Raw genomic sequence first — 24,133 nt, forward strand, 5'->3', positions numbered from 1 at the left:
GGTGCTCCTTCTGTTGCGGTCGGATGCCGCGGCATCCGGAAGTCGTCATATCGCGATATATCGCGTCTCTGACAAACACGATATATCGCGTTGTCGCGAATTGCAAGGAGGGACGGATGCTGCGAGCTTGACCTTGACGTAACGTCAACCTCTAACGTGGCATCCGTTGGGCGAAGAGCCTGACGGCCACCGACGAAGAGAAGGGAACCGCCGTGGACTGGTCGATCCAGGAGATCGCGAAGCTCGCCGGAACCACGAGCCGCACGCTGCGTCACTACGACGACATCGGACTGCTCGCCCCGGCCCGCATCGGCTCGAACGGCTACCGGTACTACGACGCCGAGGCGCTCGTGCGACTGCAGCGCATCATGCTGCTGCGCGACCTGGGCCTCGGACTCCCGGCGGTGGCCGACGTGCTCGAGCGCGAGGACCGCGCTCCGCACGCCCTGCGGAGCCATCTCGAATGGCTGCGCAAGGAGGAACAGCGGCTGGCACGGCAGATCGTGTCGGTCGAACGGACGATCGACGCATTGGAAGGAGGTGAACGACTCATGGCAGAGCAGATGTTCGACGGGTTCGACCACACCGAGTACAAGGAGGAGGTCGAGCAGCGTTGGGGCGCCGACGCGTACGCGAAGAGCGACGCGTGGTGGCGTTCGATGAGCGCCGACGAGAAGCGGGCCTGGCAGCAGCGCCTCGCGAGCCTCAACGCCGACTGGATCGCCGCGCACGCGCGCGGCATCGACCCGGCCGGTGATGAAGGGCAGGCGCTCGCGCAGCGCCAGTTCGAGTGGCTGCGCGGCATTCCCGGCACGCCGGGCGGCGGCGCAGCGGGCCCGAGCAGGGAGTACTTCCTCGGCCTCGCCGAGATGTACGTGGCAGACGAGCGCTTCGGCGCGAACTACGGCGGCCTCGACGGCGCCCGCTTCGTGCGGGACGCGATGACCGCGTACGCGGAGCGCGAGCTGTAGCAGTCGAGCGTCGTCGGTGGGCCGTGATTGGGTGAGGGCATGACGGATGTCGCGCTCGTGCCCTGGTCCGCCGACGACCTCGACCTGCTTCGCCGCGCCAACACGCCCGAACTCATGGACCAGATGGGCGGCCCCGAGACCGACGAACAGGTCATCGCGCGCCATGCCCGATACCTGCGCCTCCAGGCCGAGGGCACCGCGCACCAGTTCCGCATCATGATCCCCGGCCACCCCGAGGGCGTCGGCATGGTCGGCTACTGGAACCACGAGCACGCAGGCGCGCCCGCGTTCGAGTCGGGGTGGTCGGTCGAGGCCGAGTACCGCGGGCTGGGCATCGCACCGGCGGCCGTGGCCGTCATGCTCGAGGTCGCGCGCGCCTCGGGCGAGGTGCTTCCGGTGCACGCGTACCCCCGCGTCGACAACGCCGCCTCGAACGCCGTCTGCCGCAAGGCCGGGTTCACCCTGCTCGGCCCGCTGGAGTTCGAGGTCAAGCCCGGCATCGTGCTGCACACGAACGACTGGGTGCACGACCTGGCCCCGAACCCGTCGACCACGACGTAATCTCGACGCGTGCGCTCGTATCTCGCCGTCCTCGTCGGCGGACTCCTCGGCACCGCCCTCCGCCTGGCGTGCGACCTCGCGCTGCCGCACGGCGACGACGAGTTCCCGTTCAGCACCCTCGCCGTGAACCTCGTGGGCGCGTTCCTGCTCGGCTGGCTCGTCGGCGGCCTCTGGACCAGGCCGTCGACCCCGAACTGGGTGAAGGCCGGCATCGGCTCCGGCGTGATCGGGTCGTTCACCACCATGTCGGCCGTCCTGGCCGCGGTCGTGCTGCTGACGGGTGCCGGCGAGGCCTGGCTCGCGATCCTCTACCTGGCCGTCTCCGCCGTCGGGGGCCTCGGGCTCGCGGCGGTCGGACTCCGCATCGGATCCGGCATCGCGCATCGGCCGATGCCGACCACCGTCACGGATGCCGGTCAGACCCTGTGACCGGGCAGCTCACGCCTCTCGTGGTGGCCGCCGTGCTCGTGGCGGGCTCGGTCGGCGCCGTCATCCGCTTCGCGCTCTCACGCGCCCTGCCCGTTCGGCCGGGGCACCTGCCCCGCGGCATCCTCATCGTGAACGTCGTCGGGTCCGGTCTCGCCGGTGCGTTCTTCGGGCTCGCCGAACGTGCGGCGATCGACGGCGACCTGCGGCTCGTGCTCGTCACCGGCTTCTGCGGCGGCCTCACCACGTTCAGCACCTGGAGCGTCGAGACCATCGAGCTGCTCGACGGCGGCCGGTGGCGAGCAGCGATCCTCAACGTGCTGGTCACGCTCGCCCTCGGCATCGCGGCGGCCGCCGGCGCGTACCTGCTGCTGCGGTGAGGCGCTGCCCGGCCGCCGCCCGGCCGCGGGATCTCGCCGATCTCCGGCCACGCGGCATCCGTCGACTTGACATGGTCGGTGGCGGGTGTAGTCTCATCCGCCGTGACAAATGAGGCGGATTCACCGCCACCAGAACTGAAATCGCCGAAGCACTGGATCATCGGCGACCCGCTGCCGACCGAGAAGCTCGAGGGGCAGCTCCTTCCGAAGCACCTGGCGCTCCCGATCTTCGCGAGCGACCCCCTGAGCTCCGTGGCGTACGCGCCGCAGGAACTGCTCATGATCCTCACGGTCGGCGGTCTCGCCTTCCTGAGCTTCGCGCCGTGGGTCGCCGTGGCGGTCGTCGTGCTGCTCGTGACGGTGGTCGCGTCGTACCGCCAGCTGATCCGCGCGTACCCGTCGGGCGGCGGCGACTACGAGGTCGCGCACAAGAACCTCGGCGAGAAGGCCGGCCTCGTGGTCGCCTCCGCGCTGCTCGTCGACTACGTCATGACCGTCGTGGTGTCGGTCGCGTCGGGCGTCGACAACATCATCTCGGCGATCCCCGAGCTCGACCCGTTCCGCGTCGAACTCGCCGTGGTCTTCGTCATCATCCTGGCCGCCGTGAACCTGCGCGGCGTGAGCGAGTCGTCGAAGGCGTTCGCCGTGCCGACCTACCTCTTCATCGGCAGCGTCTTCGTGATGATCGTGGTCGGCCTGACGCGCACGGTCATGGGCGATCCGCCCGTGGCCGATTCGGCGCAGTTCCAGGTCGACGCCGAATCGCTCACGCAGGCGGGCATCATCCTGCTGCTGCTGCGCTCCTTCGCGAGCGGATGCTCCGCCCTCACGGGCGTGGAGGCCATCGCGAACGGCGTGCCCGCGTTCCGCCGCCCCAAGGTGCGCAACGCGCAGCGCACGCTCGTGCTCATGGGCGGCATCGCGATCATCCTGTTCGCCGGACTCACGGCGCTCGCGCTCATCTCGCAGGTGCACTACGCCGAGGATCCATGCCACCTCATCGGCTGGGCCGAGTGCGCGACCGAACCCCAGCAGAGCCTCATGGCGCAGGTCGCCGCCGCGACGTTCGGCGACTCGACCGTGTTCTTCTACCTGATCCAGGCGACCACGGCGCTCGTGCTGCTCCTCGCGGCCAACACGGCGTTCAACGGATTCCCGCTGCTCGGCTCGGTGCTCGCGCGCGACGGCTACGCCCCCAAGTCTCTCTCGACGCGCGGCGACCGGCTCATCTACTCGAACGGCGTGCTCATTCTCGCGCTCGCGGCATCCGTGATCCTGGTGGTGTTCCAGGCGAACCTGACCGTGCTGATCCAGCTGTACATCATCGGCGTGTTCGTGTCGTTCACGCTCGGGCAGACCGGCATGGTGCGGCACTGGCTGCGCGAGCTCTCGAAGCACCGGCACCCCGCCGCGAAGTCCTCGGCGCAGCGCCGCGCCCCCGACGACGAACGCGCCCTGTCGAGGTCGGCGATGCTGCGCGCGCTCGTGATCAACTCGATCGGCGCGGGCATGACCGCGGTCGTGCTCATCGTCGTGACCGTCACGAAGTTCACGCACGGCGCCTGGATCGTCTTCGTCATGATGCCGATCCTGTTCACGCTCATGGTGGGTGTGAACCGCTACTACCGCGACGTCGAACGCGAGATCGAGCCCGACCCGATCACCACGTTCGGCGCGACCGGCGACCACGCGATCGTGCTCGTGGGGCGCATGCAGAAGCCCGTGCTCAAGGCCCTCGACTACGCCATCGCGGCGCGCCACGACTCCCTCGAGGCGGTGCACGTCTCGCTCGACGAGGACGCGACGAAGCAGCTGAAGAAGGACTGGGTGAAGCAGAACGTGCACGTGAAACTGCGCATCCTGTCGTCGCCGTACCGCGACCTCAGCTACCCGCTGATCCAGTACATCAAGCAGCGCCGCGCCGAGCACGGCTCCGAGGTCGTGACGGTCTACCTGCCGCAGTTCATCGTGGGCCACTGGTGGGAGGGCGTCCTCCACAACCACAAGGCTCGCCGCATCAGCCAGAAGCTGCTGCTCGTGCACGGCGTCACCGTGACCCTCGTGCCGTGGCTGCTCGACTCGTCGGACCTCATCTACGGTCGCCGCTCGCGCCCCCTGCCCGGCCAGGACCGCCGAGGCGAGCCCGTGCGCCCGCCGCGCCGATCGACCGTCGACAGCACCGGCCCCACGGGCAAGCCGCAGCAGAAGCCCTAGGGCTCGGCTAGAGCATCGCCATGATCTGGCGCGCGATCATGCGCCCGGCGCGACTCGCGCCGACGGTCGACGCCTGCGGGCCGTATCCGGCGAGGAAGATCCGCGGGTCGTTCCACGAGGCGCCCTGACCGACGCTGATGCCGCCGGCCTTCTCGCGGAGCTTCAGCGGCGAGAGGTGCCGCAGCTCGGGCCGGAACCCCGTGGCCCAGATGATCGCGTCGGCGCGCACCTCGCTCGCGGGGTGGTCGTCGTCGCCCTCCCAGACGACCCGGTCGGCGTCGATGCGGTCGAACATGGGGCGTGCGACGAGCAGGCCACGCTCGATGCCCGCGGCGATGCGGCGGTTCTTCGGCACGCCGGTGCCGCTCACGATCGACGGCAGTGCGCGTCCGGACCGGGCCGCTTCGTCTTGCTTGGCGACCGCGGCGGAGGCCCCCTCGAGGTCGAGCTCCTGGCGATCGAGCCAGTCGATCGGGCGGCGCGAGACCCACGTGAGCTCGGCGGCGATGCCCTCGAGCTCGAGCATGAAGCCGATCGCCGAGGTGCCCCCGCCCACCACGACGACGTGCTGGTCGCGGAAGGCCTCGGCGTCGGCGAAGTCGGAGGTGTGCAGGTGTCGGCCCTGGAAGGCGGTCATGCCGGGGTAGTAGGGCACGAACGGCGAGCCCCAGGTGCCCGTGGCGTTCACGAGGAACTGGACCGCGAGCTCGTGCCGCGGCGCGGCCTGCTCGGGCGGTTCCTGGAACGACTTGCGCATGCGTCCGAAGAATCCGCGCGCGCGCTGCTCGTCGAGCGGCTGCGGGCTGAGGTCGTCGTAGCGCACGACGAGGTCGACACCCTCGTTCGTGACCGAGCGCACGTCCATCGGGCGACGCACCTTGAGGTCGAAGTGCTCCTCGAACCGGCCGTAGTAGTCGGCCACGACCTCGCGCGCCGGCAGCGTGCGATCAGCGGTGTCGAAGCTCAGCCCGAGCTCGGCCATTCCGGGCAGGTCGTTGACGCGATGCGCCGTGCCGAGGCGGAGCGACGACCACCGGTGCTGCCAGGCACCGCCCGCGCCCGGAGCCCGATCGAGCATCACGAAGTCCTCGCCGGCGACCAGCTGGAAGCGGCGCAGGTAGTACGCGACCGAGAGGCCTGCCTGCCCTGCGCCGATCACCGCGATCTTCACGCGTTCAGGGCTCGACGTCACGCCTCCATCGAACCATGCCCAGCTGTGCGCGCGCCCAACTCCGAGTGCACTTCGGCCGCTGTGCATGGCAACGTCTGAGTGCCTGACGGCGGTGCTAAACTGACGGCCGGACGAAATTCATATAAACCAGAAGCGCCGGGTGAAGAGCATTCCACCTGGCCAGACGTCGTAAGGGGGTCACGCATGGGGCGCGGCCGTCAGAAAGCCAAGCACACCAAGGTCGCTCGGGAGCTGAAGTACTTCAGCCCGAACACCGACTACAACGCGCTTGAGCGCGAACTCACGAGTAGTTCGCATGACGAATATTCCGAAGAAGCTGCGAAGTGGGCGGAGTACGCTGCCGACGACGACGACGACAGCTACGCGACCGACGACGAACAGCACGAGCAACGCGCGTAGCCTGCTCAGCTGTACTTGTGCGTTTCCGCGAGTTCTGCGCGCCATGAGGCCGCCTGCTCGACGAACGACTCCAGTTCGGCGCGCGTCGAACCCCGAGTGATCGCTCGCAGCACGACCTCGTCGAGCGGGTCGCTCGCACGCGCGTACGCCGCGAGACCGGCCGCGTCGTCGATCGTGGACTCGATCGCCCGGAACCCGAGCCGGTCGAAGTTGGCCGAGTAGGCCGGGAACGCGTCGTACTTCGTGGACTCCTCGACGAGCATCGGCCTGGCCGCCTCGTCGACGATCGTGCGCACGTAGAGCACGCCGCGGGTCGGGCGACCGTTCGCGTCGGCGGCGAGCTCGCGCATCGCGGTGGACGCGGCATCCGGAGTCAGCCAGTTGAGCAGCACGCCGTCGGCTTCCTCGGCCGCGAGGCGGCGCATCCGCGGTCCGAGCGCGCCGACCACGATCGACGCATCGGTCCGCTCGCGCAGCTCGGCGATCGCATCGCGCACGGCGCCGAGCGGCCGCGGTGCACGGCCAGAGCCGATGCCGAGCGACGTACGCCCGACGGGCAGGCCGTCGACGTCGAGCGATGCGGCGGGACGACGGTCGACGGGGATCACGCCGGTCGCCAGGCGCAGGTTCGAGGTGACGGATGCCGCGACGCGGAGTCCGTCGAGCGAGTCGCCGCCCGGCACGTCGTTGAGCCAGAGCGCGTCGAAGCCGAGGCGCTCGATGCGCGGGGCGAGCGCGAGCAGCGTCTCGGGCGAGGTCGTGCCCATCAGGCCGATCGAGACGGCCTGTGCGGTGTGCGGTGCCGGTGCGTTCGTCTGCGACATGCGTCGAACCCCGGAGGTCAGCTCGAGTAACCGCCGACGAGGCGGACCGCTCCGCCGTCGACGCCCTTGGCGCCCTGCTCGAAGCCGTCGAGGTCGCGCGCGCCGATGGTGACCGTGCCGGCCTGCCAGGACGGCAGACCGAGCCGCTCGAGCGCGGCGATCACGTCGGCCGCGGCATCCGCCTCGACGACGGCGAAGAAGCCGATGCCGAGGTTCCAGGTGCCCTCGGAGCTCTCGAGCGTCGAACCGGCGAGCGCGCTCAGCGAGCGGAAGACCGCGGCGGGCGACCACGTCGAACGGTCGACCTCGACCCACGAGCCGACCGGCATCACGCGGGCGAGGTTCGCGGCGATGCCGCCACCGGTGACGTGCGAGAGCGAGTGGATGCTCGAACCGAGCCGCTCGTCGGCGAGCAGTTCGACGAGCGGGCCGCTGTACAGGCGGGTCGGTTCGAGGAGCGCCTCGCCCCAGGTCGTGCCGAGGTCGGCCGCGGTGTCGCCGTAGTGCAGGCCCGCGTTCGCCAGGATGTGACGCACGAGGGAGAATCCGTTGGAGTGCAGGCCGCTCGAGGAGATCGCGATGACCGCGTCGCCGTCGCGCACGCGCTCGGCACCGAGCAGGCGGTCGGCCTCGACCACGCCGACGGCCGCACCGGCCACGTCGTAGTCGTTGACGCCCATGAGCCCCGGGTGTTCGGCGGTCTCGCCGCCCACGAGCGCGGTGCCCGTCTCGGCGCACGCCTTCGCGATGCCGGTGACGATCGAGGCGATGCGCTCGGGCACGACCTTGCCGCACGCGATGTAGTCGGTCATGAAGAGCGGCTTCGCGCCGACCACGACGATGTCGTCGACGACCATGCCGACCAGGTCTTGACCGATCGTGTCGTGCTTGTCGAGTGCCTGCGCGATCGCGATCTTCGTGCCGACGCCGTCGGTCGACGTGGCGAGCAGCGGCCGCTCGTACGCCTTCGCGAAGGACAGGTCGAAGAGCCCCGCGAATCCGCCGACGCCGCCGAGCACGTTGGGACCGTGCGTCGCGGCCACGGAGGCCTTCATGAGTTCGACGGCGAGGTCGCCTGCTGCGGTGTCGACTCCGGCAGCGGCGTAGGACGAGTTCGCGCTCACCCGACAAGGGTACCCGGCGCACGGCACGCCGAAACCCGCTCGTCCCGGCATCCCGGCCGCGCGACCCGCCCGAGCGTAGAATCCGGGCATGCACGAGGGCACACCGTCGTGGGTGATCCGAGAGAACGCGAGTCGGCCGGTGCTGATCGCGTTGTACCTCCGCGCGGCGCTCGGGGTCGCATCCCCGGTCGAGTTGCCGCGAGTGCGCGATGTCGGCAAGGTCGGCGCGACGCTCGTCATCGACCAGCACGACCTGCTCGAGGCGCAGTGGCGCGACTGGTGGGCGATGACGGTCGAACCCGAGGCGCATCCGTCGGCCGTGCCCCTGCAACTCGTCGAGGCGTACGACACGGAGATCGCACTGCCGGTCTCGGGCGCCGAGGTGCTGCTCGCCGCGATCCCGGCGCACGCCGAGGCCGCGCGCGCCTGGGCCGAATGGACGCAGGACTCCTACCGTGCGGCATCCAGTGCGCGGCGCGGCGACTCGTACCGCGCCTACGCCGGCACGATCGCCGAGCACGAACGCGAAGTCGGACGCCGGGCCCACTCGTTCGAGTTGAACGTCGAGGTGCTGCCGCTCGCGACGTCCGGCGTCTGGTGGATCGGCGAGAAGACCGTCGCGGTGACGGATTCGCTGCGGTCGGATGCGTCGGCGTTCGACGATGCGATCCATCCGATCATCGCGGAGTTGGCGTAGGGGTTCCCGGGGCGCTGGTCTCGAGACGCTGTGCTCCTCGACCGGCGGAGGCGGGAGGCGTGCCAGACTCGGAGGCATGAGCATCTGGTTCGGCGAGCCCTCGGTCGAGTGGGCGAATGCACGCTGCGAGGGCACCGCGATCCGTTCCCTCGGCATCGAGATGACCGAGGTCACCGATGAATCGTTGAAGGGACGGATGCCGGTCGACGGCCGCACGCGTCAGCCGGGCGGCGTGCTGCACGGCGGGGCATCCGTCGCCTTGGCCGAGACCCTCGCGAGCTGGGGCGCGAGCTTCACCGTCGACCCCGAGCAGTTCTACTGCGTCGGCATGGAGATCAACGCGAACCACGTGCGCCCGGTCGCCGACGGGTTCGTGCACGGCGAGGCGCGGCCGATCACCCGCGGCCGCACGACGCAGGTGTGGGACATCCGCATCACCGACGACAACGGCAAGCTCGTCTGCGTGTCGCGCTGCACGATGGCCGTGCTCGCGAAGCCGTCGGAGTACTGACGCCGCCGGTGCCGCCTGCGCCTCGGGCATCGCGAACGGCTCAGCGTGCCGCGTCGATCGAGGCGATGACCGCCGCGACGGCCTGCTCGAAGCGCAGGTCGGGCGGTGCGCCGAACCCGACGACCATCGTCGGCGGCCGGCTCGACGCCGTGGCCCGGTCGGCCGCATAGGCGGCGAGGCCGTCGAAGCGCAGGCCGCGCTCGGCTCCGGCCGCGACGACGTCCTCCTCGCGCACACCCTCGGGCAGTTCGAGCAGGCAGTGGAGGCCGGCGGCGAGGCCGAGCACCTTCGCGTCGGGCGCGCCCTCGGCGAGCAGCCCCTCGAACCGTTCGCGGCGGGCCCGGTAGCGCGTGCGCAGGGTGCGGACGCTGCGGTCGTATCCGCCCGAGGCGACGAGCACGGCGAGCGCCGCCTGCCCGATCGCGTCGGTCGCCGCGCCCGTGCGTCGGCGCGCGGCGAGCACCCCGTCGCGGAGCATCGGCGGCACGACGCCCCAGCCGATGCCGACGGCGGGCGAGAGCGCCTTGCTCGCCGTGCCGCCATAGACGGTGGAGTCGGGCGCGAGTGACTGGAACGCCCCGATCGAGCGCCCGTCGAAGCGGAACTCGCCGTCGTAGTCGTCTTCGATCACGATGCCCCCGGTGGCGGCCCACTCGGCGAGCGAGGCTCGACGCGCCGACGAGAGCGGCACGCCCGTCGGGAACTGGTGCGCCGGGGTCAGGAGCACGGCATCGACGGCCGCGTCGTGGAGGCGGGCCACGTCGACCCCCTCGGCGTCGACCGCGAGCGGTACGAGCTCGAGTCCGGCCGCCTCGAGCACCTCGCGGTGCGAGACGTGCCCGTACGCCTCGACGGCGATGCGGCGGCCGCCTCGGGTCGCGATCGCGCGGGCGACGAGCGCGAGCAGCTCGCCGAACCCGTGCGTGACGATGACGTCGCCGGCCTGCGCGCGGACGCCCCTGGCCCTGGCGAGGTACTCGGCCAGCGCGGCCCGCAACGGCGCGACACCCTCGGTCGGCCCGTAGCCGAGCGAGGCGCTCGACGCCTCGGCGAGCGCCTCGCGCATGGCGGCCAGCCAGGCCGACCGCGGGAAGGCGGAGGCGTCGGGCAGCCCGCCCCTGAGGTCGAGCTCGAACCGCGTCGAACGCGTGACCGGTGCCAACGCCGAGGCCGGTGAGGGGGCGATGCGTTCGCGCACCCTGGTGCCCGATCCGACGCGAGCCTCGAGCCGCCCCTCGCCGAGCAGGCGCTCGTAGGCCTCGACCACGCTGTTGCGCGCGATGCCGAGATCGGCGGCGAGGGCGCGCGAGGCGGGCAGCCGCGTTCCGGCCGCGAGCGAGCCGTCGTCGATGGCGTCGCGCAACGCGCGCTCGAGCGATTGCACCTTGTGCCGTGGGTCGAGCACGACGTGGAGATCCAATCCAGCATTGGCCCAGTCATCCGCCATGGGAATGGACGTTACCAGCGTCGATCTCGCTCCGTACCGTGAACCCCATGACCACGACGACGACGACCATCACCCCCGCCCGCCGCCTCGACTTCGACGGCGTCGCGCCCGCCTTCACCCGCGCCGTCAGCGCGCTCGACGACGCCGCCTCCGCCGAGGCCGACCGCGCCGGCATCGAGCAGGGACTCCGCGACCTGCTGAAGCTGCGCGCCTCGCAGCTCAACGGCTGCGCCTACTGCGTCGACCTGCACTCCCACGACGCCAGGGAGGCCGGGGAATCCGACCAGCGCATCTTCGCCGTCGCCGTGTGGCCCGAGGCCAACTTCTTCACCGCCCGCGAACGTGCCGCCCTCGCGCTGACCGACTCGGTGACCCGCCTCTCGGAGACGCACGTGCCCGACGGAGTGTGGAGCGAGGCATCCGCTCACTTCACCGATGACGAGCTCGCCGCACTGCTCGCACTGCTCGTGTCGATCAACGCGTGGAACGAGATCTCGGTCGCGACGCGCGGCTGGCGGGCCAAGAAGCGCGGCTGATCAGGCCGCCGATGCCGCGCAGGTGCGACGCTCGATGCTCAGCCGAGCACCAGCCCGCACCCAGTCGGCTCACACGCGCACGTGTGGGAGGATTGTGCAGTCCGCTCGGACACCCTTCCCCCACCTTCGAGGAGCCATCGCTCGCATGTGCGGCATCGTCGGAATCGTCTCGACCGAACCCGTCAACCAGCAGGTCTACGACAGCCTGCTCCTCCTGCAGCACCGCGGTCAGGACTCGACCGGCATCGCGACCGCCGACGGCCCCGTGTTCCACATGGCCAAGGCGCGCGGGCAGGTGCGCGAGGCGTTCCGCACGCGCGACATGCGCTCGCTCATGGGCAACATCGGCCTCGGCCACGTGCGCTACACGACCAAGGGCGCGGCCGAGCGCGAGGAGGAGGCCCAGCCGTTCTACGTGAACGCGCCGTACGGCATCATCCTCGTGCACAACGGCAACCTCACGAACACGCGCGAGCTGAGCGAAGACCTGTTCCGCATCGACCGTCGCCACGTGAACTCGACGAGCGACACCGAGATGCTGCTGAACGTGCTCGCGACCGAGCTGCAGGGGCAGATCACCGGCCTCGACCTCGACCCCGACCAGGTGTTCGCCGCGGTCGAGCAGGTGCACGAGCGCGTCGAGGGCTCCTACGCGGTCATCGCGCTCATCGCCGGCCACGGCCTGCTCGCGTTCCGCGACCCGTTCGGCATCCGCCCGCTGATCCTCGGACGCCGCGTCACCTCCAAGGGCAAGGAGGAGTGGATCGTCGCCTCCGAGTCGCTCGTGCTCGAGAACGGCGACTACGAGATCGTGCGCGACGTCGAGCCCGGCGAGGCGATCTTCATCACGCTCGACGGCCAGATGATCTCGCGCCAGTGCGCCAAGAACCCGCGCCTCGTGCCGTGCTCGTTCGAGTACGTCTACCTCGCCCGCCCCGACTCCGTCATGAACGGCATCTCGGTCTACGAGTCGCGCCTGCGCATGGGCGATCGCCTCGCCGACACGATCGCGAAGCACATGCCGCTCGGCGATGCCGACGTGGTCATGCCCATTCCCGACTCGTCGCGCCCGTCGGCCATGCAGGTCGCCCAGAAGCTCGGCATCGAATACCGCGAGGGCTTCTACAAGAACCGCTACGTCGGCCGCACGTTCATCATGCCCGGCCAGTCGGAGCGCAAGCGCTCGGTGCGTCAGAAGCTGAACGCCATGGGCACCGAGTTCCGCGGCAAGAACATCCTCATCGTCGACGACTCGATCGTGCGCGGCACCACCTCGCAGCAGATCGTGCAGATGGCCCGCGACGCCGGGGCGAACAAGGTGACCTTCGCCTCGGCGGCACCCCCCGTGCGCTTCCCGCACGTGTACGGCATCAACATGCCCTCGCGTCAGGAGCTCATCGCGCACGACCGCAAGATTCCCGAGATCGGGGCCGAGCTCGGCGCCGACCACATGATCTACCAGGAGGTCGCCGACCTGCAGGCCGCGATCACCGAGGGCACCTCCATCGAGGCGCTCGACCTGTCGTGCTTCACGGGCGAGTACGTCACGGGCACGGTCAGCGAGGAGTACCTCGGCTGGGTCGAGCAGACGCAGCTCAGCTGAACGACGTCGGCACGCGGCATCCGGATGTCGCGTGCACGGCGAAGGCACGAAGGGCCGCCCCGATCACGGGGCGGCCCTTCGACGTCTGGGGGCGAGCGTTAAGGCGTCTCGTCGACGCGGTGCGCGACCTCGTGCTCGACGCCGACCGACGCCGCGCGCTTGGCCAGGGCACGGTCGAACGCGAGCGCGACGAGGGCGCCGAGGGCGACGCCGATGGAGGCGCAGATCAGCAGCAGGAACCCGAACACCTGGCCGCCGTCGGTGCCGACCGGCACGAACTCGCTCTGCTGCGGCGTGAACGAGAGCGTCAGCACGAGCGCGACGATCGCGCCGAGACCGGCGCCGAGCGTCATGAACCGGCCGTACTTCGGCGCGCGACGCACGGTGACGGTGTCGCTCGTGACCTCGGTCTCGATGAGGACCTCGGATGCCGCAGCGGGCTGGGGTGCGGCGGACTCGACGATGATCGGCTCGACGGCTGCGGTGGCCGCGGGCTCGTTCGACTCGGCGGGGATGGGGGCGTTGCTCACCCCACCATTGTCGCGCATGCGGCTGAACGCCCGCCGCGCGGCATCCGACCCGCTGAAGACGACGCCGGGCCGCCGACCCGGTGAGGTCGACGGCCCGGCGGGTGACTCGGTGTCAGCTCTGGGTCGAGTTGCGACGCGAGCGGATGACGAGCACGGCGACGATCGCGAGCACGATCACCAGGAGCGCGGCCGAGAGCGCCCAGATCCACCACGTCGATCCGGCGTCTGCGGTCTCGTCGATCGCGGTCGACTTCGCCTTCGCGTCGTCGACGTCGGCGGCCTCGACCGCGGCCGGAGCGGCCACGACGCAGTCGCTCGAGACGGTGGCGGTGAACGACACCGGGTCGAGCTCCTCGCCGGCCGGGTACGTTCCGAACGCGGCCGCGCCGTCGGTCGTGAGCACTGCCGTCGCCTCGCCGGTCAGCACACCGTCGACGACCTCGACACCGTCTGTGAGCTCGAGGTCGGCGAAGCGCACCGACTTCAGGTCGATCGGCGCGCCGTCCTGCGTCGTGCCCGCGACGTCGAGCAGCAGCGTCGCGCCGCCCTCGCCGTCGAGCTCGATCTTCGGGTTGGCGATCGTCGTGTCGAGGGCGCCGTCGTGGCCGGTGAACTCGATCGTGCCGTCGTAGGCGAGCACGCCTCGACCGGACTCGTCGAGCGTGCCCGACGCGGTCGTGAAGGCGAAGATGCCGCCATTCTCGGTGACGCCGGTGAGCGTCCAGTCGCCGTTGGCGATGCCGCTCGTCAGGTAGCTGCGGAAGGACTCCTTGAAGCCCCAGTCGAGGCTTCCAGCGGTCACCTTGCAGGTGCCGGCGGCCGCGGCCGGCACGACGAACTGCACGCCGACCGACGTCGAGCCCTGGAAGGTCAGGGTGTGCGTGCCCGGCTCGAGCGAAGCGGGAATGCTGCCCGTCCAGGTGACGTTGCCCGCCGCGTCGGCTGACAGGTCTTCGGCGAGCACGATCGGCGTCGAATAGACGACGGCCGCGACGTCCGACTCGTTCGGTTCGAAGCCGCCGGCCGTCACGGTGACGCGCTGACCCGCACCGAGCGCCTCGAGCGACGCGGCATCGAGCACGATGCCGGTCGTCGCGGGCGGGGTGGCCGGGAAGCTCTTCTTCACGGCCGCCGCCGAGGGTGCGGATGCGACGACGACCGTACCGCCGCCGTTGCCGCCCGCGGCGACACCGGCCGAGCCGATCACGACGGTGAGCGGGTCGAGGCTCTGACCTGCTCCGTAGTAGCCCTGGAAGGCGGCTGCTCCGGCCGAGCTCAGGGTGACCGGGGCGCTGGCGAAGCGCGTCGCTCCATCGACGATCGAACGCGTCGCCGACCCCAGGTCGACGGATGCGAGCTCGACGCGGTCGCCGTTCACCGAGACGACGAGCGCCGCCGAACCGACACCCTTGGCAACGAGGGTCGGGTTGCTGAAGCTCAGGTCGAGTGCACCGTTGTGGCCCGTGAACCGCACGGTTCCGGCGTAGTCGGCCGAGCCGGTCGTGGTGATCGGGCTGAACGAGCTGCCCGACTGCACGAAGCGGAACGACGAGCCGTTCGAGCTGGCGCCGCCGCCGACGGCGATCGAGCCGTTCGCGTTGACGCCCGTGATGTACGCGCGGAACGAGCTGGAGACGCCCCAGTCGAGCGAACCGGCCGCGATCACGACGGGCGGCGTGGTGGTGCCACCGCCGGGGTTGCCGCCGGTGCCACCTCCGTTGTTGCCGCCGTTGTTGCCGCCGCCCGTGCTCGGGAGGAGCGTGATCGGCGCGAACGCGTCGAGCGAGCGGTCGGTCGCCGAGAGCCCGTGGGCTGCCGACGAGGCGACCTGGTAGGTCTTCGAGCGGTCGAAGCTGCCGGCCGCGATCGTGAAGGTCGTCGTGAACGAGCCGTCGACGATCTTCGAGGTCGGCACCCACGTCGACGCGATCCAGCCGTCGTTGACGAGCGGGCCCTGACCGTTCCAGATCGAGGTCTCGCCGACGAGCACGTACGCGCCGTTCGCGGCACCCGCCCCGGTGAAGCCGGTGCCCGTGATCGTGAGCGTGTTCTTCGTCGCCGGGTCGACCCCCGCGACGGGCTCGACGCTCAGCTTCGGGGCCTCGATCGGCGCGCCGAAGCTGATCGGCACGGCGAGCTCGTTCGCGGCCTGCACGGCACCACCGGCGCCGAGCGTGAAGACCGCGAGCGTGTACCCGTCCTTCGCCTTCGCGTCGAGCTCGGCCTTGGTCACGTTCACCTTCCACGACACGTTCGCCGTGCCGTCGACGTTCTTCGTCCACTTCGTCGGCGCGATCGTGTTGGCCTCATCGGCGACCCACGTGTTGGCGGCGTTCGTGCGGGCCGAGGAGGGCGCCTTCTCGGAGGGCTTCCAGGTCTCGGCCAGCCAGCCGACCTGGAGGTAGAACCCGGCCTCGCCCGGAGCGTAGGAGGACTTGAACCCGGTCGCGTAGTTCTCCGCCGTGATCGTCAGGTCTTCACCCGCGGGGTTCAGACCCTCCGTCTTCGACACCGACAGGGTCGGCGTCGCCGGCGCGAAGCTGATCGGCACGGCGAGCTCGTTCGCGGCCTGCACGGCACCACCGGCGCCGAGCGTGAACACCGCGAGCGTGTACCCGTCCTTCGCCTTCGCATCGATCGCGGCCTTCGTCACCTCGATGGTCCACGAGACATCCGCAGTGCCGTCGACGTTCTTCGTCCACTTCGTGGGCGCGATCGTGTTCGCCTCATCGGCGACCCACGTGTTGGCGGCGTTCGTGCGGGCCGAGGAGGGCGCCTTCTCGGAGGGCTTCCAGGTCTCGGCCAGCCAGCCGACCTGGAGGTAGAACCCGGCCTCGCCCGGGGCGTAGGAGGACTTGAACCCGGTCGCGTAGTTCTCCGCCGTGATCGTCAGATCCTCACCAGAGGGGTTCAACCCCTCGGTCTTCGACACCGACAGCGTCGGCTTCGCCGGCTCGGGCGCGGGCTGCTTGACCGTGATGGGCGCGAACGCGTCGAGCGTGCGGTTCGTCACCGAGAGGCCGTGCGCCGCCGACGATGCGACCTGGTACGTCAGCGACGGGTCGAACTTCGCCGCGGGAACGGTGATCGTCGTGGTGAACGCGCCGTTCACGATCTGGGCGGCGGGCACCCAGGCCTGCGCGAGCCATCCGGCGCTGGGCAGGGCAGTGCCGCCCTGCCAGACCGACTGGGTGCCGATCAGCACGTAGGCGCCGCTCGCGGCGCCCGGGCCGATGTAGCCCGTGCCGGAGACGGTGAAGGTGTTCGAGACGGCGGCATCGACATCCGTCGCCGGGGTGATCGACAGCACGGGGCTCGCGACGGGTGCGGGCTGCTTGACCGTGATGGGCGCGAACGCGTCGAGGGTGCGGTTGGTGACCGACAGCCCGTGCGCCGCCGACGAGGCGACCTGGTACGTCACCTTCGGATCGAAGGTGCCGGCCGGGATCTTGATCGTGGTCGTGAACGCACCGCCGACGATCTGCGCGGCGGGAACCCATGCCTGGGCGAGCCATCCGGAGCCGGGCAGCGCACTGCCGCCCTGCCAGACCGACTGCGCACCGAGCAGCACATAGGCGCCGCTCGCAGCGCCGGCACCCACGTAGCCCGTGCCCGACACGGTGAACGTGTTCTCGACGGCGGGGTCGACCTCGGTCGCCGGCGTGGCCGACAGCACCGGGTTCGCGACCTGCTCGGGCGGAGCGGGCTGCTTGACGGTGATGGGCGCGAACGCGTCGAGCGTGCGATCCGTCACCGACAGGCCGTGCGCCGCCGATGAGGCGACCTGGTACGTCACCGCGGAATCGAACGTGCCGGCCGGGATCTTGATCGTCGTGGTGAACGCACCGCCGATGATCTGCGCGGCGGGCACCCACGCCTGCGCGAGCCATCCGGAGCTGACCAGGGGGCCCCCACCCTGCCAGACCGACTGCGCACCGAGGAGCACGTATGCGCCATTGACCGCGCCCGCACCGACGTAGCCGGTGCCCGACACGGTGAACGTGTTCTCGACGGCGGGGTCGACCTCTGCCGCCGGCGTGACCGAGAGCACCGGGGCGGGCGCGAGTTCGTCGGCCATCGCCGCGGCCGCGCCGAAGCTCGTGCCGCCGATGACGAGGAGTGCGGCGAGCAGTGCCGCCAGCCATCGTCGGACCGTGGGCGGAGCACTCGCTCCGGGCTGGGAAGGCGGAGCTGTGGGCAGATGCGACGTCAAGACGCGGACCTCCGGGTCGGCGCGCGAGCACGACGAAACCAGGGGTTCCGAGGCGAAGCAGCGGGTGAGGGGGATGCCTGAAGTTAGGTTAGGCTCATCTAACATAAGCGGACGATCGCTCACCGCGCAAGGTGAGGTAAGGCTACCCTCAATATGAAGAGACATCGAAACGCGCGCGCCGCCCTCACGACGCTCGCGGCACTCGTGGCGCTGTCGCTCGCGGGCTGCGCGACGCCCGGCGCAGGTACCGGAGCAGGCGCCTCCATCGACGGCGCATCCGCCGAGGCGGAGTGCCCCGGCGCCTCGACTCCGTTCGACCAGCTCGAGCTCGCGGCCGACGTTCGCACGATCGACGGCCCGTCGACGGCCTGCCTCGCCGATACGAGCCTGCCGGTCATCGAATCCGACGAGACCTCCGCCGTTCCCCTGACCGTGACCGGCGTCGACGGCGTCGAGGTCGTCGTCGAGTCGACCGACCGTATCCTGCCGCTCGACATCACCGGCACGATCGCCGCGACGGTGTTCAGCCTCGGGCTCGGCGACCAGGTCGTCGGCCGCGACTCGTCGACCGGGTTCGCCGAAGCGGCCGACCTGCCCGAGGTCACGCAGGAGGGCCACACGCTGTCGGCCGAGGCCGTGCTCTCGCTCGCCCCGACGGTCGTGATCACCGACACCACGCTCGGCCCGCGCGACGCGCTCGCGCAGCTGCGTGACGCCGGTATCCCGGTGGTCATCGTCTCCAAGGAGCGGAGCGTCGAGAACATCGGCGAGCTCGTCGACCAGATCGCCGCCGCGCTCGGGGTGCCCGAGCGAGCCGAGCTGCTGAAGTCCGCGATCGACACCGAGCTCGCCGCCGTCACGACGCCGATCGAGGCGTCGATCCCGGCCGACCCGGCCGATCGGCCCCGGATGATCTTCCTCTACGTCCGCGGCAGCGCGAACGTCTACTACCTCTTCGGCGAGGAGTCCGGTGCCGACTCGCTCATCGACGCGGTCGGCGGCTTCGACGTCGCCGGCGAGATCGGCTGGGAGGGCATGCGGCCCGTCACCGCCGAGGCGCTCGTGCAGGCCGCACCCGACGTCGTGCTCGTCATGACCGAGGGCCTCGCCTCCACCGGCGGCGTCGACGGACTGCTCGAACGCCTTCCGGCACTCGCCGCGACGCCCGCGGGCGAGCATCGGCGCATCGTCGACATGGCCGACACCGAGATCCTCGGCTTCGGTCCGCGCACACCGGCCGTCGTCGACGCGCTCGCGCGAGCGGTGTACGCGCCCGCCGCGGCGGGCGCGTACACCGGCAACGGCTCCGGCAGCGCAGAGGGCACGGGCGAATGACTCGGCTCGAGGCCTCCCCAGAAGCGACCGTCGCGACATCCGCCCCGCTCGAGACCCGGCGTTCGACCGGCCGACGCATCGCGCTGTTCACGGGGCTCTCGGTCGCGCTCGTCGTCTTCGCGCTCGTCTCCGCCGGTATGGGCCAGCTGCAGATCGCACCGGGCGAGGTGTGGAACAGCCTGCTGCGCGGCCTCGGCCTGAGCGATGCGCCGGCGGCCGCACCGCATGTCGACGCGGCCCTCTGGACGATCCGCTTCCCGCGCATCGTCGCCGCGATCCTGATCGGCGCGGCGCTCTCGGTCGCGGGAACGATCATGCAGGCCGTGTTCGCGAACCCGCTCGCCGAGCCGGGGGTCGTCGGCGTCTCGTCGGGCGCGGCACTCGGTGCCGCGGTCACGATCGTCTTCGGCCTGACCGCGACGAGCGACTGGGTGACCGCCGGGGCGTCGTTCCTCGCCGGACTCGCGACGACGATGGTCGTCTACCTCGCGAGCCGTTCGGGCGGGCGCACCGAGGTCGTCACGCTCGTGCTCACCGGCATCGCGGTCAACGCGTTCGCCGCTGGCGGACTGGCCCTGCTCACGTTCCTCGGCGACACCGCCAGTCGTGAGGAGATCATCTTCTGGCAGCTCGGATCGCTGAACGGCTCGCGCTGGCAGGAGATCGGCGTCATCGCGCCGCTCGTCGCCGTGTCGCTCGTGTTCGCGTTCGTGCTCGCGCGACAGCTCGACCTGTTCTCGCTCGGCGAGCGCAGCGCACGTCACCTCGGCGTCAACGTCGAGCGCGTGCGCATCGTCTCGATCGTGCTGGTCGCGGTGCTCACCTGCGCGGCCGTCGCGTTCGCGGGCATCATCAGCTTCGTCGGCCTCATCGTGCCGCACCTCATGCGCATGGTGATCGGCCCGGCCCACCGCGGCCTCATCGCGGCGAGCGCGCTCGGCGGCGCCCTGCTGCTGCTCGTCGCCGACCTGGTCGCGCGTACCGCCGTGCCGATGGCCGACCTGCCGATCGGCATGCTCACCTCACTCGTGGGCGGGCCGTTCTTCTTCTGGCTGCTTCGGCGCCAGCGCAAGGGTGCGGGAGGGTGGCGATGAGCCCGACCACGTCGCGCGTGGGCGGCCTCGTGGGCGGCCTCGTCGCCGAGCACGTCTCGGTCACGATCGATCGCGCGCAACTGCTGACGGATGTCTCGTTCGCGGCGATTCCCGGCCGCGTGCACGCGTTGCTCGGACCCAACGGCGCCGGCAAGTCGACGCTGCTCTCGGTGCTGGCCGGCGACCGCGTGCCCTCGTCCGGGCGGGTCGTGCTGCGGGATCGCCCGCTCGCCGAGTGGCCGCTGCGCGAACTCGCGCGCACCCGCGCCGTGCTCACGCAGGAGCACAGTGTGACCTTCTCGTTCCGCTCGCGTGAGATCGTCGAGATGGGCCGCCACCCTTGGGCGCGCACCCCCGCCGAAGACGACGACGACCGCGAGATCGATCGCGCGATGGCGGCGACGGATGTCTCGCACCTCGCCGATCGCCCCGTCGCCGATCTCTCGGGCGGCGAGAAGGCCCGCGTCGCGCTCGCCCGCGTGCTCGCCCAGCGCTCCCCCGTGCTGCTGCTCGACGAGCCGACCGCGGCGCTCGACCTTCGGCATCAGGAGGATGTGCTTCGCCTCGCGCGCGCCCAGGCCGCCGAGGGCGACGCCGTCGTCGTCGTGCTGCACGACCTGAACCTCGCAGCGGCCTACTCCGACGAGATCACCCTGCTCGAACGCGGACGCGTCGTCGCGCACGGTTCCCCCGCCGACGTGCTCACCGCCGACCGCATCGAGGCCGTCTACGGACAGCCCGTCGACGTGATCGAGCACCCGCGCACGGGCGTCCCGCTCGTGCTGCCGGTTCGCTGAGCGTCGCCACTCCCGCCGGTCATCGTCCCTGTCCAGCGCACCCGCAGGTCTCGGCGTCGGTACAGTTTCGGGATGGGAACCGACTGCGCAACGTGCGACTCCGCGCTGGTGCACAACACCGGCACCCCGCCGCACGATATCGACATCACGAAGACGTCCGCCGCTCTCGAGGAACGTGTTGCAGATGGACGCATGCGAGTGCTGCGGAGCGACGTTCCACTGGGCGACATGCTGGCCCTCGCGGCATCCGACCTGAAGTACACGATCGTGAGCTTCGTGACGTGCGAGTCGTGCGGACGCACCCGCTTCTGGGGGCTCTGCATCCGTGGCGCGCCGAGCTACAAGGTCGTCGAGGCCGGCGCGCCCGAGACCTGGCCGTGGGAGGCGGTGCCGCCGCGGCACCTCTGGGCGCAGACGGATCACGATACGAAGGAACACGCATGAGGGAGCACGCATGAGGATCCGGCTCGTGACGGTCGGCGTCGCGACGATCGTACTCGCGATCGTGGGCGTCGTATTGGTGGTGGTCCCGGGGCAGTCCGCGTCGTTCGGCTGGTTCGCGTACCAGGCCGTCGGCGACTTCGGCTTCGTCGGCGGCTTACCGATCATGCCGGTCGCGCAGCGCTGGGGCTGGGCCCTGATCGCCGTCGCCGCCGTTATCAGCGCGTTCGCGACCGGCTGGGTGCTCGGCGGGCGGCGCGAACGGCGGAGGACCATCGGCGGCCGAGCAGAGGGCGAAGCGGCGGTCGAGTAGCCCGAGCACGCCGCGCCGCCCCTCACACGGCGCAGATCACACGGCGCGGATCGCGGCCTGGATCTCGCGGATCGTCGACCCGAGCACGCCCGACGCCAGCAGCCCGGAACCGAGCGGGCCGGCCGAGTCCGTGCCGAGCAGCGGCAGCCGCAGCAGTGCGGAGCGCGTCGCGCCGTTCAGGTGCTCGAGCTGCCAGGCGACCTCGTCGTGCAGGGCATTCGGGCGGTCGGGCGCGGCGAGACTCGCGGCCTTCGCGGCGTAGGCCGCCGCGCCGAGCGCGTGCGCGCCCATGTGCGCGACGCCGGCGGCCTGAGCTGCGGCACGGGCCGCAGCGACCGCGGCCGGCGAACTCACCGCCTGCGCGGCACGACCGGCGACGAACCGTACGCGGATCTGGCCCGCGGCGTCGACCTCGCCCCTGGCGTAGGCCCTGGCCCGGGCGATGCCGTCGGCGGGCCGATCGTCGTCGGGTGCCTCGGCTTCGAACAACGGCAGGACGCGTTCGGCGCAGTCCGCCGCCCACGACGCGGCCAGGCGACGGTCGGGTTCATCCAAGGTCTGCGGTGACTGCATCACAGCAGCCTGCCACGGATTCCGACGATCGTCTCGGAACGAGCGCTCAGGCCCGCAGCACCGGGAGCAGACCCTCGAGGTCGGCGCGCTGGCCGGAGGCGTGCACGCGGCCCGCGTCTCGGGCGTCGGCCCAGGTCAGCGCGCCCGTGGCCAGCGACAGCCAGGTCGCGGCATCCGTCTCGATCACGTTGGGAGGGGTGCCGCGTGTGTGCTTGGGCCCCTCGACGCACTGCACCGCGGCGAACGGCGGTACGCGCACCTCGACGGTGCCGCCCGGGGCGCGCTCGGCGAGCAGCTGCAGCGAGTAGCGCACGGCGAGCGCCAGGCTGGCGCGGTCGACCGATGGAGGGGCGGATGCCGCGGGCGGCCCAGCTGCGGCCGGCTCGCCGTCGCCGTCGCCGTCGCCGTCGCCGTCGCCGTCGCCGGGCGCTCCGGATGCCGCGCGCGATGCCGCCCGCCAGGCGGCCACCGCCGCGCGCCCCTCGTCGTCGCCGATCCTCGCTCGTGCCATGTGCTCCATCCTCCCTCACGCCACGGTCACGGGTCCCGTCGTCACGCGCATCGACGGGCGTCACGCCGCGGGGGCCGGGAGCCCGATCGGGTAGCCTGAACCGGTGCGAATCCTCATCCTCGGCTCGGGCGCGCGCGAGCACGCCATCATCCTCGCGCTCCTCGACGAGGAGGCCGGGCACGAGATCATCGCCGCACCGGGCAACGCCGGCATCGCGGCATCCGCGACCTCCTCGGCCCGCGGCAGCGTCGAGACGATCGCACTCGACCCGACCGACCGCTCGGTCGTCACCGAGTACGCGCTCGAGAACGACGTCGACCTCGTCATCATCGGCCCCGAGGCCCCGCTCGTCGCGGGCGTCGCCGATGCGCTCCGCACCCGCGGCATTCCCGTGTTCGGCCCGGGCAAGGCGGCCGCCGCGCTCGAGGGCTCCAAGACCTTCGCGAAGCGCATCATGGAGGAGGCGAACGTGCCCACCGGCCGTGCGCGCCTCGCCGAGACCCTCGCCGACGTCGAGGCGTCGATCGACGAGTTCGGCGCTCCGTACGTCGTGAAGGCCGACGGCCTCGCCGCCGGCAAGGGCGTGCTCGTCACCGAAGACCGCGACGCCGCGCTCGCGCACGCGGCCCACTACCTGCAGCAGGGGCCCGTGCTCGTCGAGGAGTTCCTCGACGGCCAGGAGGTCTCGCTGTTCCTGCTCTCCGACGGCACGCACGTGCTGCCGCTCTCGCCTGCGCAGGACTACAAGCGCCTGCGCGACGGCGACCAGGGCCCGAACACGGGCGGCATGGGCGCGTACTCGCCGCTGCCGTGGCTCGACGCCGACTTCGGCAGCGAAGCGGCCTTCGTCGACGAGGTCATCCGCACGATCGCGCTGCCGACCGTGAAGCAGCTCGCCGACGAGCAGACGCCGTTCATCGGCCTGCTCTACGCGGGGCTCATCCTCACGACCCGCGGCATCCGCGTGATCGAGTTCAACGCGCGCTTCGGCGACCCCGAGACCCAGGTCGTGCTGCCGCGGCTCGCGACCCCGCTGTCGGGCCTGCTGCTCGCCGCGTCCACGGGCGGGCTGGGCGGACTGCCCCGCCCCGAGTTCCGCCCAGACGCCGCGGTCACGGTCGTGCTCGCGAGCGAGGGGTACCCCGAGGCCCCCGAGACCGGTCGCGCCATCGAGGGGCTGGATGCCGCGGCATCCGTTCCCGGTGTGCACATCGCGCACGCGGCGACCGCCATCGGTGCGGTGACCGAACCCGACATCGACCCGCCACTGCTCGCGACCGGCGGCCGCGTGCTCAACGTCGTCGCCGTCGGCGAGGACTTCGGCGAGGCCCGTCGCCGCGCCTACGAAGCGCTCGGACACCTGCGCCTCGACGGCGGCCAGTACCGCACCGACATCGCCGCGCGCGTGACGGAGTAGGTCGCCGCGCCGCAGCGCCGAGCA

General features: G+C 71.1%; 24 protein-coding genes. 16 read left to right on the top strand and 8 right to left on the bottom strand.

Annotated elements, in window-relative coordinates; all coding sequences use genetic code 11:
* Positions 1-212: 212 nt before the first annotated feature.
* From ATC03_RS17640 to ATC03_RS17660, 5 genes are all read left to right on the top strand, one after another.
* Positions 213-971, top strand: a complete 759-nt coding sequence (locus tag ATC03_RS17640) for a MerR family transcriptional regulator (RefSeq protein ID WP_067879992.1) — start codon at positions 213-215, stop codon at positions 969-971.
* 39 nt (positions 972-1,010) lie between these two features.
* The gene (locus ATC03_RS17645; protein WP_067879995.1) at positions 1,011-1,532 is read left to right on the top strand and encodes a GNAT family N-acetyltransferase; all 522 of its coding nucleotides are present in this window, start codon (positions 1,011-1,013) and stop codon (positions 1,530-1,532) included.
* Between the two features lie 9 nt (positions 1,533-1,541).
* A complete protein-coding gene (locus ATC03_RS17650; RefSeq protein ID WP_067879998.1) occupies positions 1,542-1,961 on the top strand; it encodes a fluoride efflux transporter FluC in 420 nt (139 codons plus the stop codon).
* Positions 1,958-2,338: a fluoride efflux transporter CrcB gene (gene crcB, locus ATC03_RS17655; protein ID WP_067880001.1), complete on the top strand. Its 381-nt coding sequence runs from the start codon at positions 1,958-1,960 to the stop codon at positions 2,336-2,338. Before ATC03_RS17650 ends, crcB begins: the two co-directional genes overlap by 4 nt.
* Positions 2,339-2,440: 102 nt before the next feature.
* Entirely contained in the window at positions 2,441-4,552 is a 2,112-nt protein-coding gene (locus ATC03_RS17660; RefSeq protein ID WP_227820154.1) for an APC family permease, read from the top strand.
* Positions 4,553-4,559: 7 nt separating this feature from the next.
* Here ATC03_RS17660 and ATC03_RS17665 read toward each other — a convergent pair whose 3' ends face one another.
* Entirely contained in the window at positions 4,560-5,744 is a 1,185-nt protein-coding gene (locus tag ATC03_RS17665; protein ID WP_067880004.1) for an NAD(P)-binding domain-containing protein, read from the bottom strand.
* A gap of 183 nt (positions 5,745-5,927) precedes the next feature.
* On the opposite strand from ATC03_RS17665, the gene ATC03_RS17670 reads away from it, so the two are divergent.
* On the top strand, positions 5,928-6,143 hold the full coding sequence (locus ATC03_RS17670; RefSeq protein ID WP_067880007.1) for a DUF3073 domain-containing protein: 216 nt from the start codon (positions 5,928-5,930) through the stop codon (positions 6,141-6,143).
* Positions 6,144-6,148: 5 nt separating this feature from the next.
* Here ATC03_RS17670 and ATC03_RS17675 read toward each other — a convergent pair whose 3' ends face one another.
* Both ATC03_RS17675 and purM read right to left on the bottom strand, forming a co-directional pair.
* Positions 6,149-6,967, bottom strand: a complete 819-nt coding sequence (locus ATC03_RS17675) for an LLM class flavin-dependent oxidoreductase (protein WP_084003598.1) — start codon at positions 6,965-6,967, stop codon at positions 6,149-6,151.
* Between the two features lie 17 nt (positions 6,968-6,984).
* The gene (gene purM / locus ATC03_RS17680) at positions 6,985-8,091 is read right to left on the bottom strand and encodes a phosphoribosylformylglycinamidine cyclo-ligase (protein WP_067880010.1); all 1,107 of its coding nucleotides are present in this window, start codon (positions 8,089-8,091) and stop codon (positions 6,985-6,987) included.
* An 88-nt stretch (positions 8,092-8,179) separates the two neighbouring features.
* On the opposite strand from purM, the gene ATC03_RS17685 reads away from it, so the two are divergent.
* Together ATC03_RS17685 and ATC03_RS17690 are read left to right on the top strand one after the other, a co-directional pair.
* On the top strand, positions 8,180-8,788 hold the full coding sequence (locus tag ATC03_RS17685) for a zinc-binding alcohol dehydrogenase (protein WP_067880014.1): 609 nt from the start codon (positions 8,180-8,182) through the stop codon (positions 8,786-8,788).
* A gap of 76 nt (positions 8,789-8,864) precedes the next feature.
* Positions 8,865-9,299, top strand: a complete 435-nt coding sequence (locus ATC03_RS17690) for a PaaI family thioesterase (protein ID WP_055862689.1) — start codon at positions 8,865-8,867, stop codon at positions 9,297-9,299.
* Between the two features lie 40 nt (positions 9,300-9,339).
* Here the strand turns inward: ATC03_RS17690 and pdxR are convergent, their stop codons facing one another.
* Complete coding sequence (gene pdxR / locus ATC03_RS17695) at positions 9,340-10,719, bottom strand: MocR-like pyridoxine biosynthesis transcription factor PdxR (RefSeq protein WP_198168745.1); 1,380 nt, start codon at positions 10,717-10,719, stop codon at positions 9,340-9,342.
* Between the two features lie 74 nt (positions 10,720-10,793).
* Here pdxR and ATC03_RS17700 point away from each other — a divergent pair, with 74 nt between their 5' ends.
* Positions 10,794-11,282, top strand: a complete 489-nt coding sequence (locus ATC03_RS17700) for a carboxymuconolactone decarboxylase family protein (RefSeq protein ID WP_067880019.1) — start codon at positions 10,794-10,796, stop codon at positions 11,280-11,282.
* 145 nt (positions 11,283-11,427) lie between these two features.
* A complete protein-coding gene (gene purF, locus ATC03_RS17705; RefSeq protein ID WP_067880022.1) occupies positions 11,428-12,885 on the top strand; it encodes an amidophosphoribosyltransferase in 1,458 nt (485 codons plus the stop codon).
* Positions 12,886-12,983: 98 nt separating this feature from the next.
* On the opposite strand, the gene ATC03_RS17710 is transcribed toward purF, so the two are convergent.
* Both ATC03_RS17710 and ATC03_RS17715 read right to left on the bottom strand, forming a co-directional pair.
* Entirely contained in the window at positions 12,984-13,415 is a 432-nt protein-coding gene (locus ATC03_RS17710) for a hypothetical protein (protein ID WP_227820155.1), read from the bottom strand.
* A 112-nt stretch (positions 13,416-13,527) separates the two neighbouring features.
* Positions 13,528-17,628, bottom strand: a complete 4,101-nt coding sequence (locus ATC03_RS17715; RefSeq protein ID WP_152031006.1) for an HtaA domain-containing protein — start codon at positions 17,626-17,628, stop codon at positions 13,528-13,530.
* Positions 17,629-17,781: 153 nt separating this feature from the next.
* Between ATC03_RS17715 and ATC03_RS17720 the strand changes: the two genes are divergently transcribed.
* The 5 genes from ATC03_RS17720 to ATC03_RS17740 all read left to right on the top strand — a co-directional run bounded on the left by ATC03_RS17720 (position 17,782) and on the right by ATC03_RS17740 (position 21,608).
* Positions 17,782-18,963 (top strand): heme/hemin ABC transporter substrate-binding protein, encoded by a 1,182-nt coding sequence (locus ATC03_RS17720; protein WP_067880028.1) that lies wholly within the window; start codon positions 17,782-17,784, stop codon positions 18,961-18,963.
* Complete coding sequence (locus ATC03_RS17725; RefSeq protein ID WP_067880030.1) at positions 18,960-20,057, top strand: FecCD family ABC transporter permease; 1,098 nt, start codon at positions 18,960-18,962, stop codon at positions 20,055-20,057. The genes ATC03_RS17720 and ATC03_RS17725 overlap by 4 nt, the downstream gene beginning before the upstream one ends.
* Entirely contained in the window at positions 20,054-20,854 is an 801-nt protein-coding gene (locus tag ATC03_RS17730) for a heme ABC transporter ATP-binding protein (protein WP_067882544.1), read from the top strand. The genes ATC03_RS17725 and ATC03_RS17730 overlap by 4 nt, the downstream gene beginning before the upstream one ends.
* Positions 20,855-20,926: 72 nt before the next feature.
* Positions 20,927-21,298: a hypothetical protein gene (locus ATC03_RS17735; RefSeq protein WP_067880033.1), complete on the top strand. Its 372-nt coding sequence runs from the start codon at positions 20,927-20,929 to the stop codon at positions 21,296-21,298.
* A gap of 10 nt (positions 21,299-21,308) precedes the next feature.
* On the top strand, positions 21,309-21,608 hold the full coding sequence (locus ATC03_RS17740) for a hypothetical protein (protein WP_067880036.1): 300 nt from the start codon (positions 21,309-21,311) through the stop codon (positions 21,606-21,608).
* Positions 21,609-21,644: 36 nt separating this feature from the next.
* On the opposite strand, the gene ATC03_RS17745 is transcribed toward ATC03_RS17740, so the two are convergent.
* Both ATC03_RS17745 and ATC03_RS17750 read right to left on the bottom strand, forming a co-directional pair.
* Entirely contained in the window at positions 21,645-22,181 is a 537-nt protein-coding gene (locus ATC03_RS17745; RefSeq protein ID WP_067880039.1) for a putative immunity protein, read from the bottom strand.
* A gap of 46 nt (positions 22,182-22,227) precedes the next feature.
* Positions 22,228-22,692, bottom strand: coding sequence for a sterol carrier family protein (locus ATC03_RS17750; protein WP_067880042.1), 465 nt, complete (start codon positions 22,690-22,692; stop codon positions 22,228-22,230).
* Between the two features lie 103 nt (positions 22,693-22,795).
* Here ATC03_RS17750 and purD point away from each other — a divergent pair, with 103 nt between their 5' ends.
* Positions 22,796-24,109 carry a phosphoribosylamine--glycine ligase gene (purD, locus tag ATC03_RS17755; RefSeq protein WP_067880045.1) on the top strand — a complete coding sequence of 438 codons (1,314 nt, stop codon included), beginning with the start codon at positions 22,796-22,798 and terminating at the stop codon, positions 24,107-24,109.
* The last annotated feature ends 24 nt before the right edge of the window (positions 24,110-24,133 follow it).

It is taken from the genome of Agromyces aureus, from assembly GCF_001660485.1.
GTDB classification, from domain to species: Bacteria; Actinomycetota; Actinomycetes; order Actinomycetales; family Microbacteriaceae; genus Agromyces; species Agromyces aureus.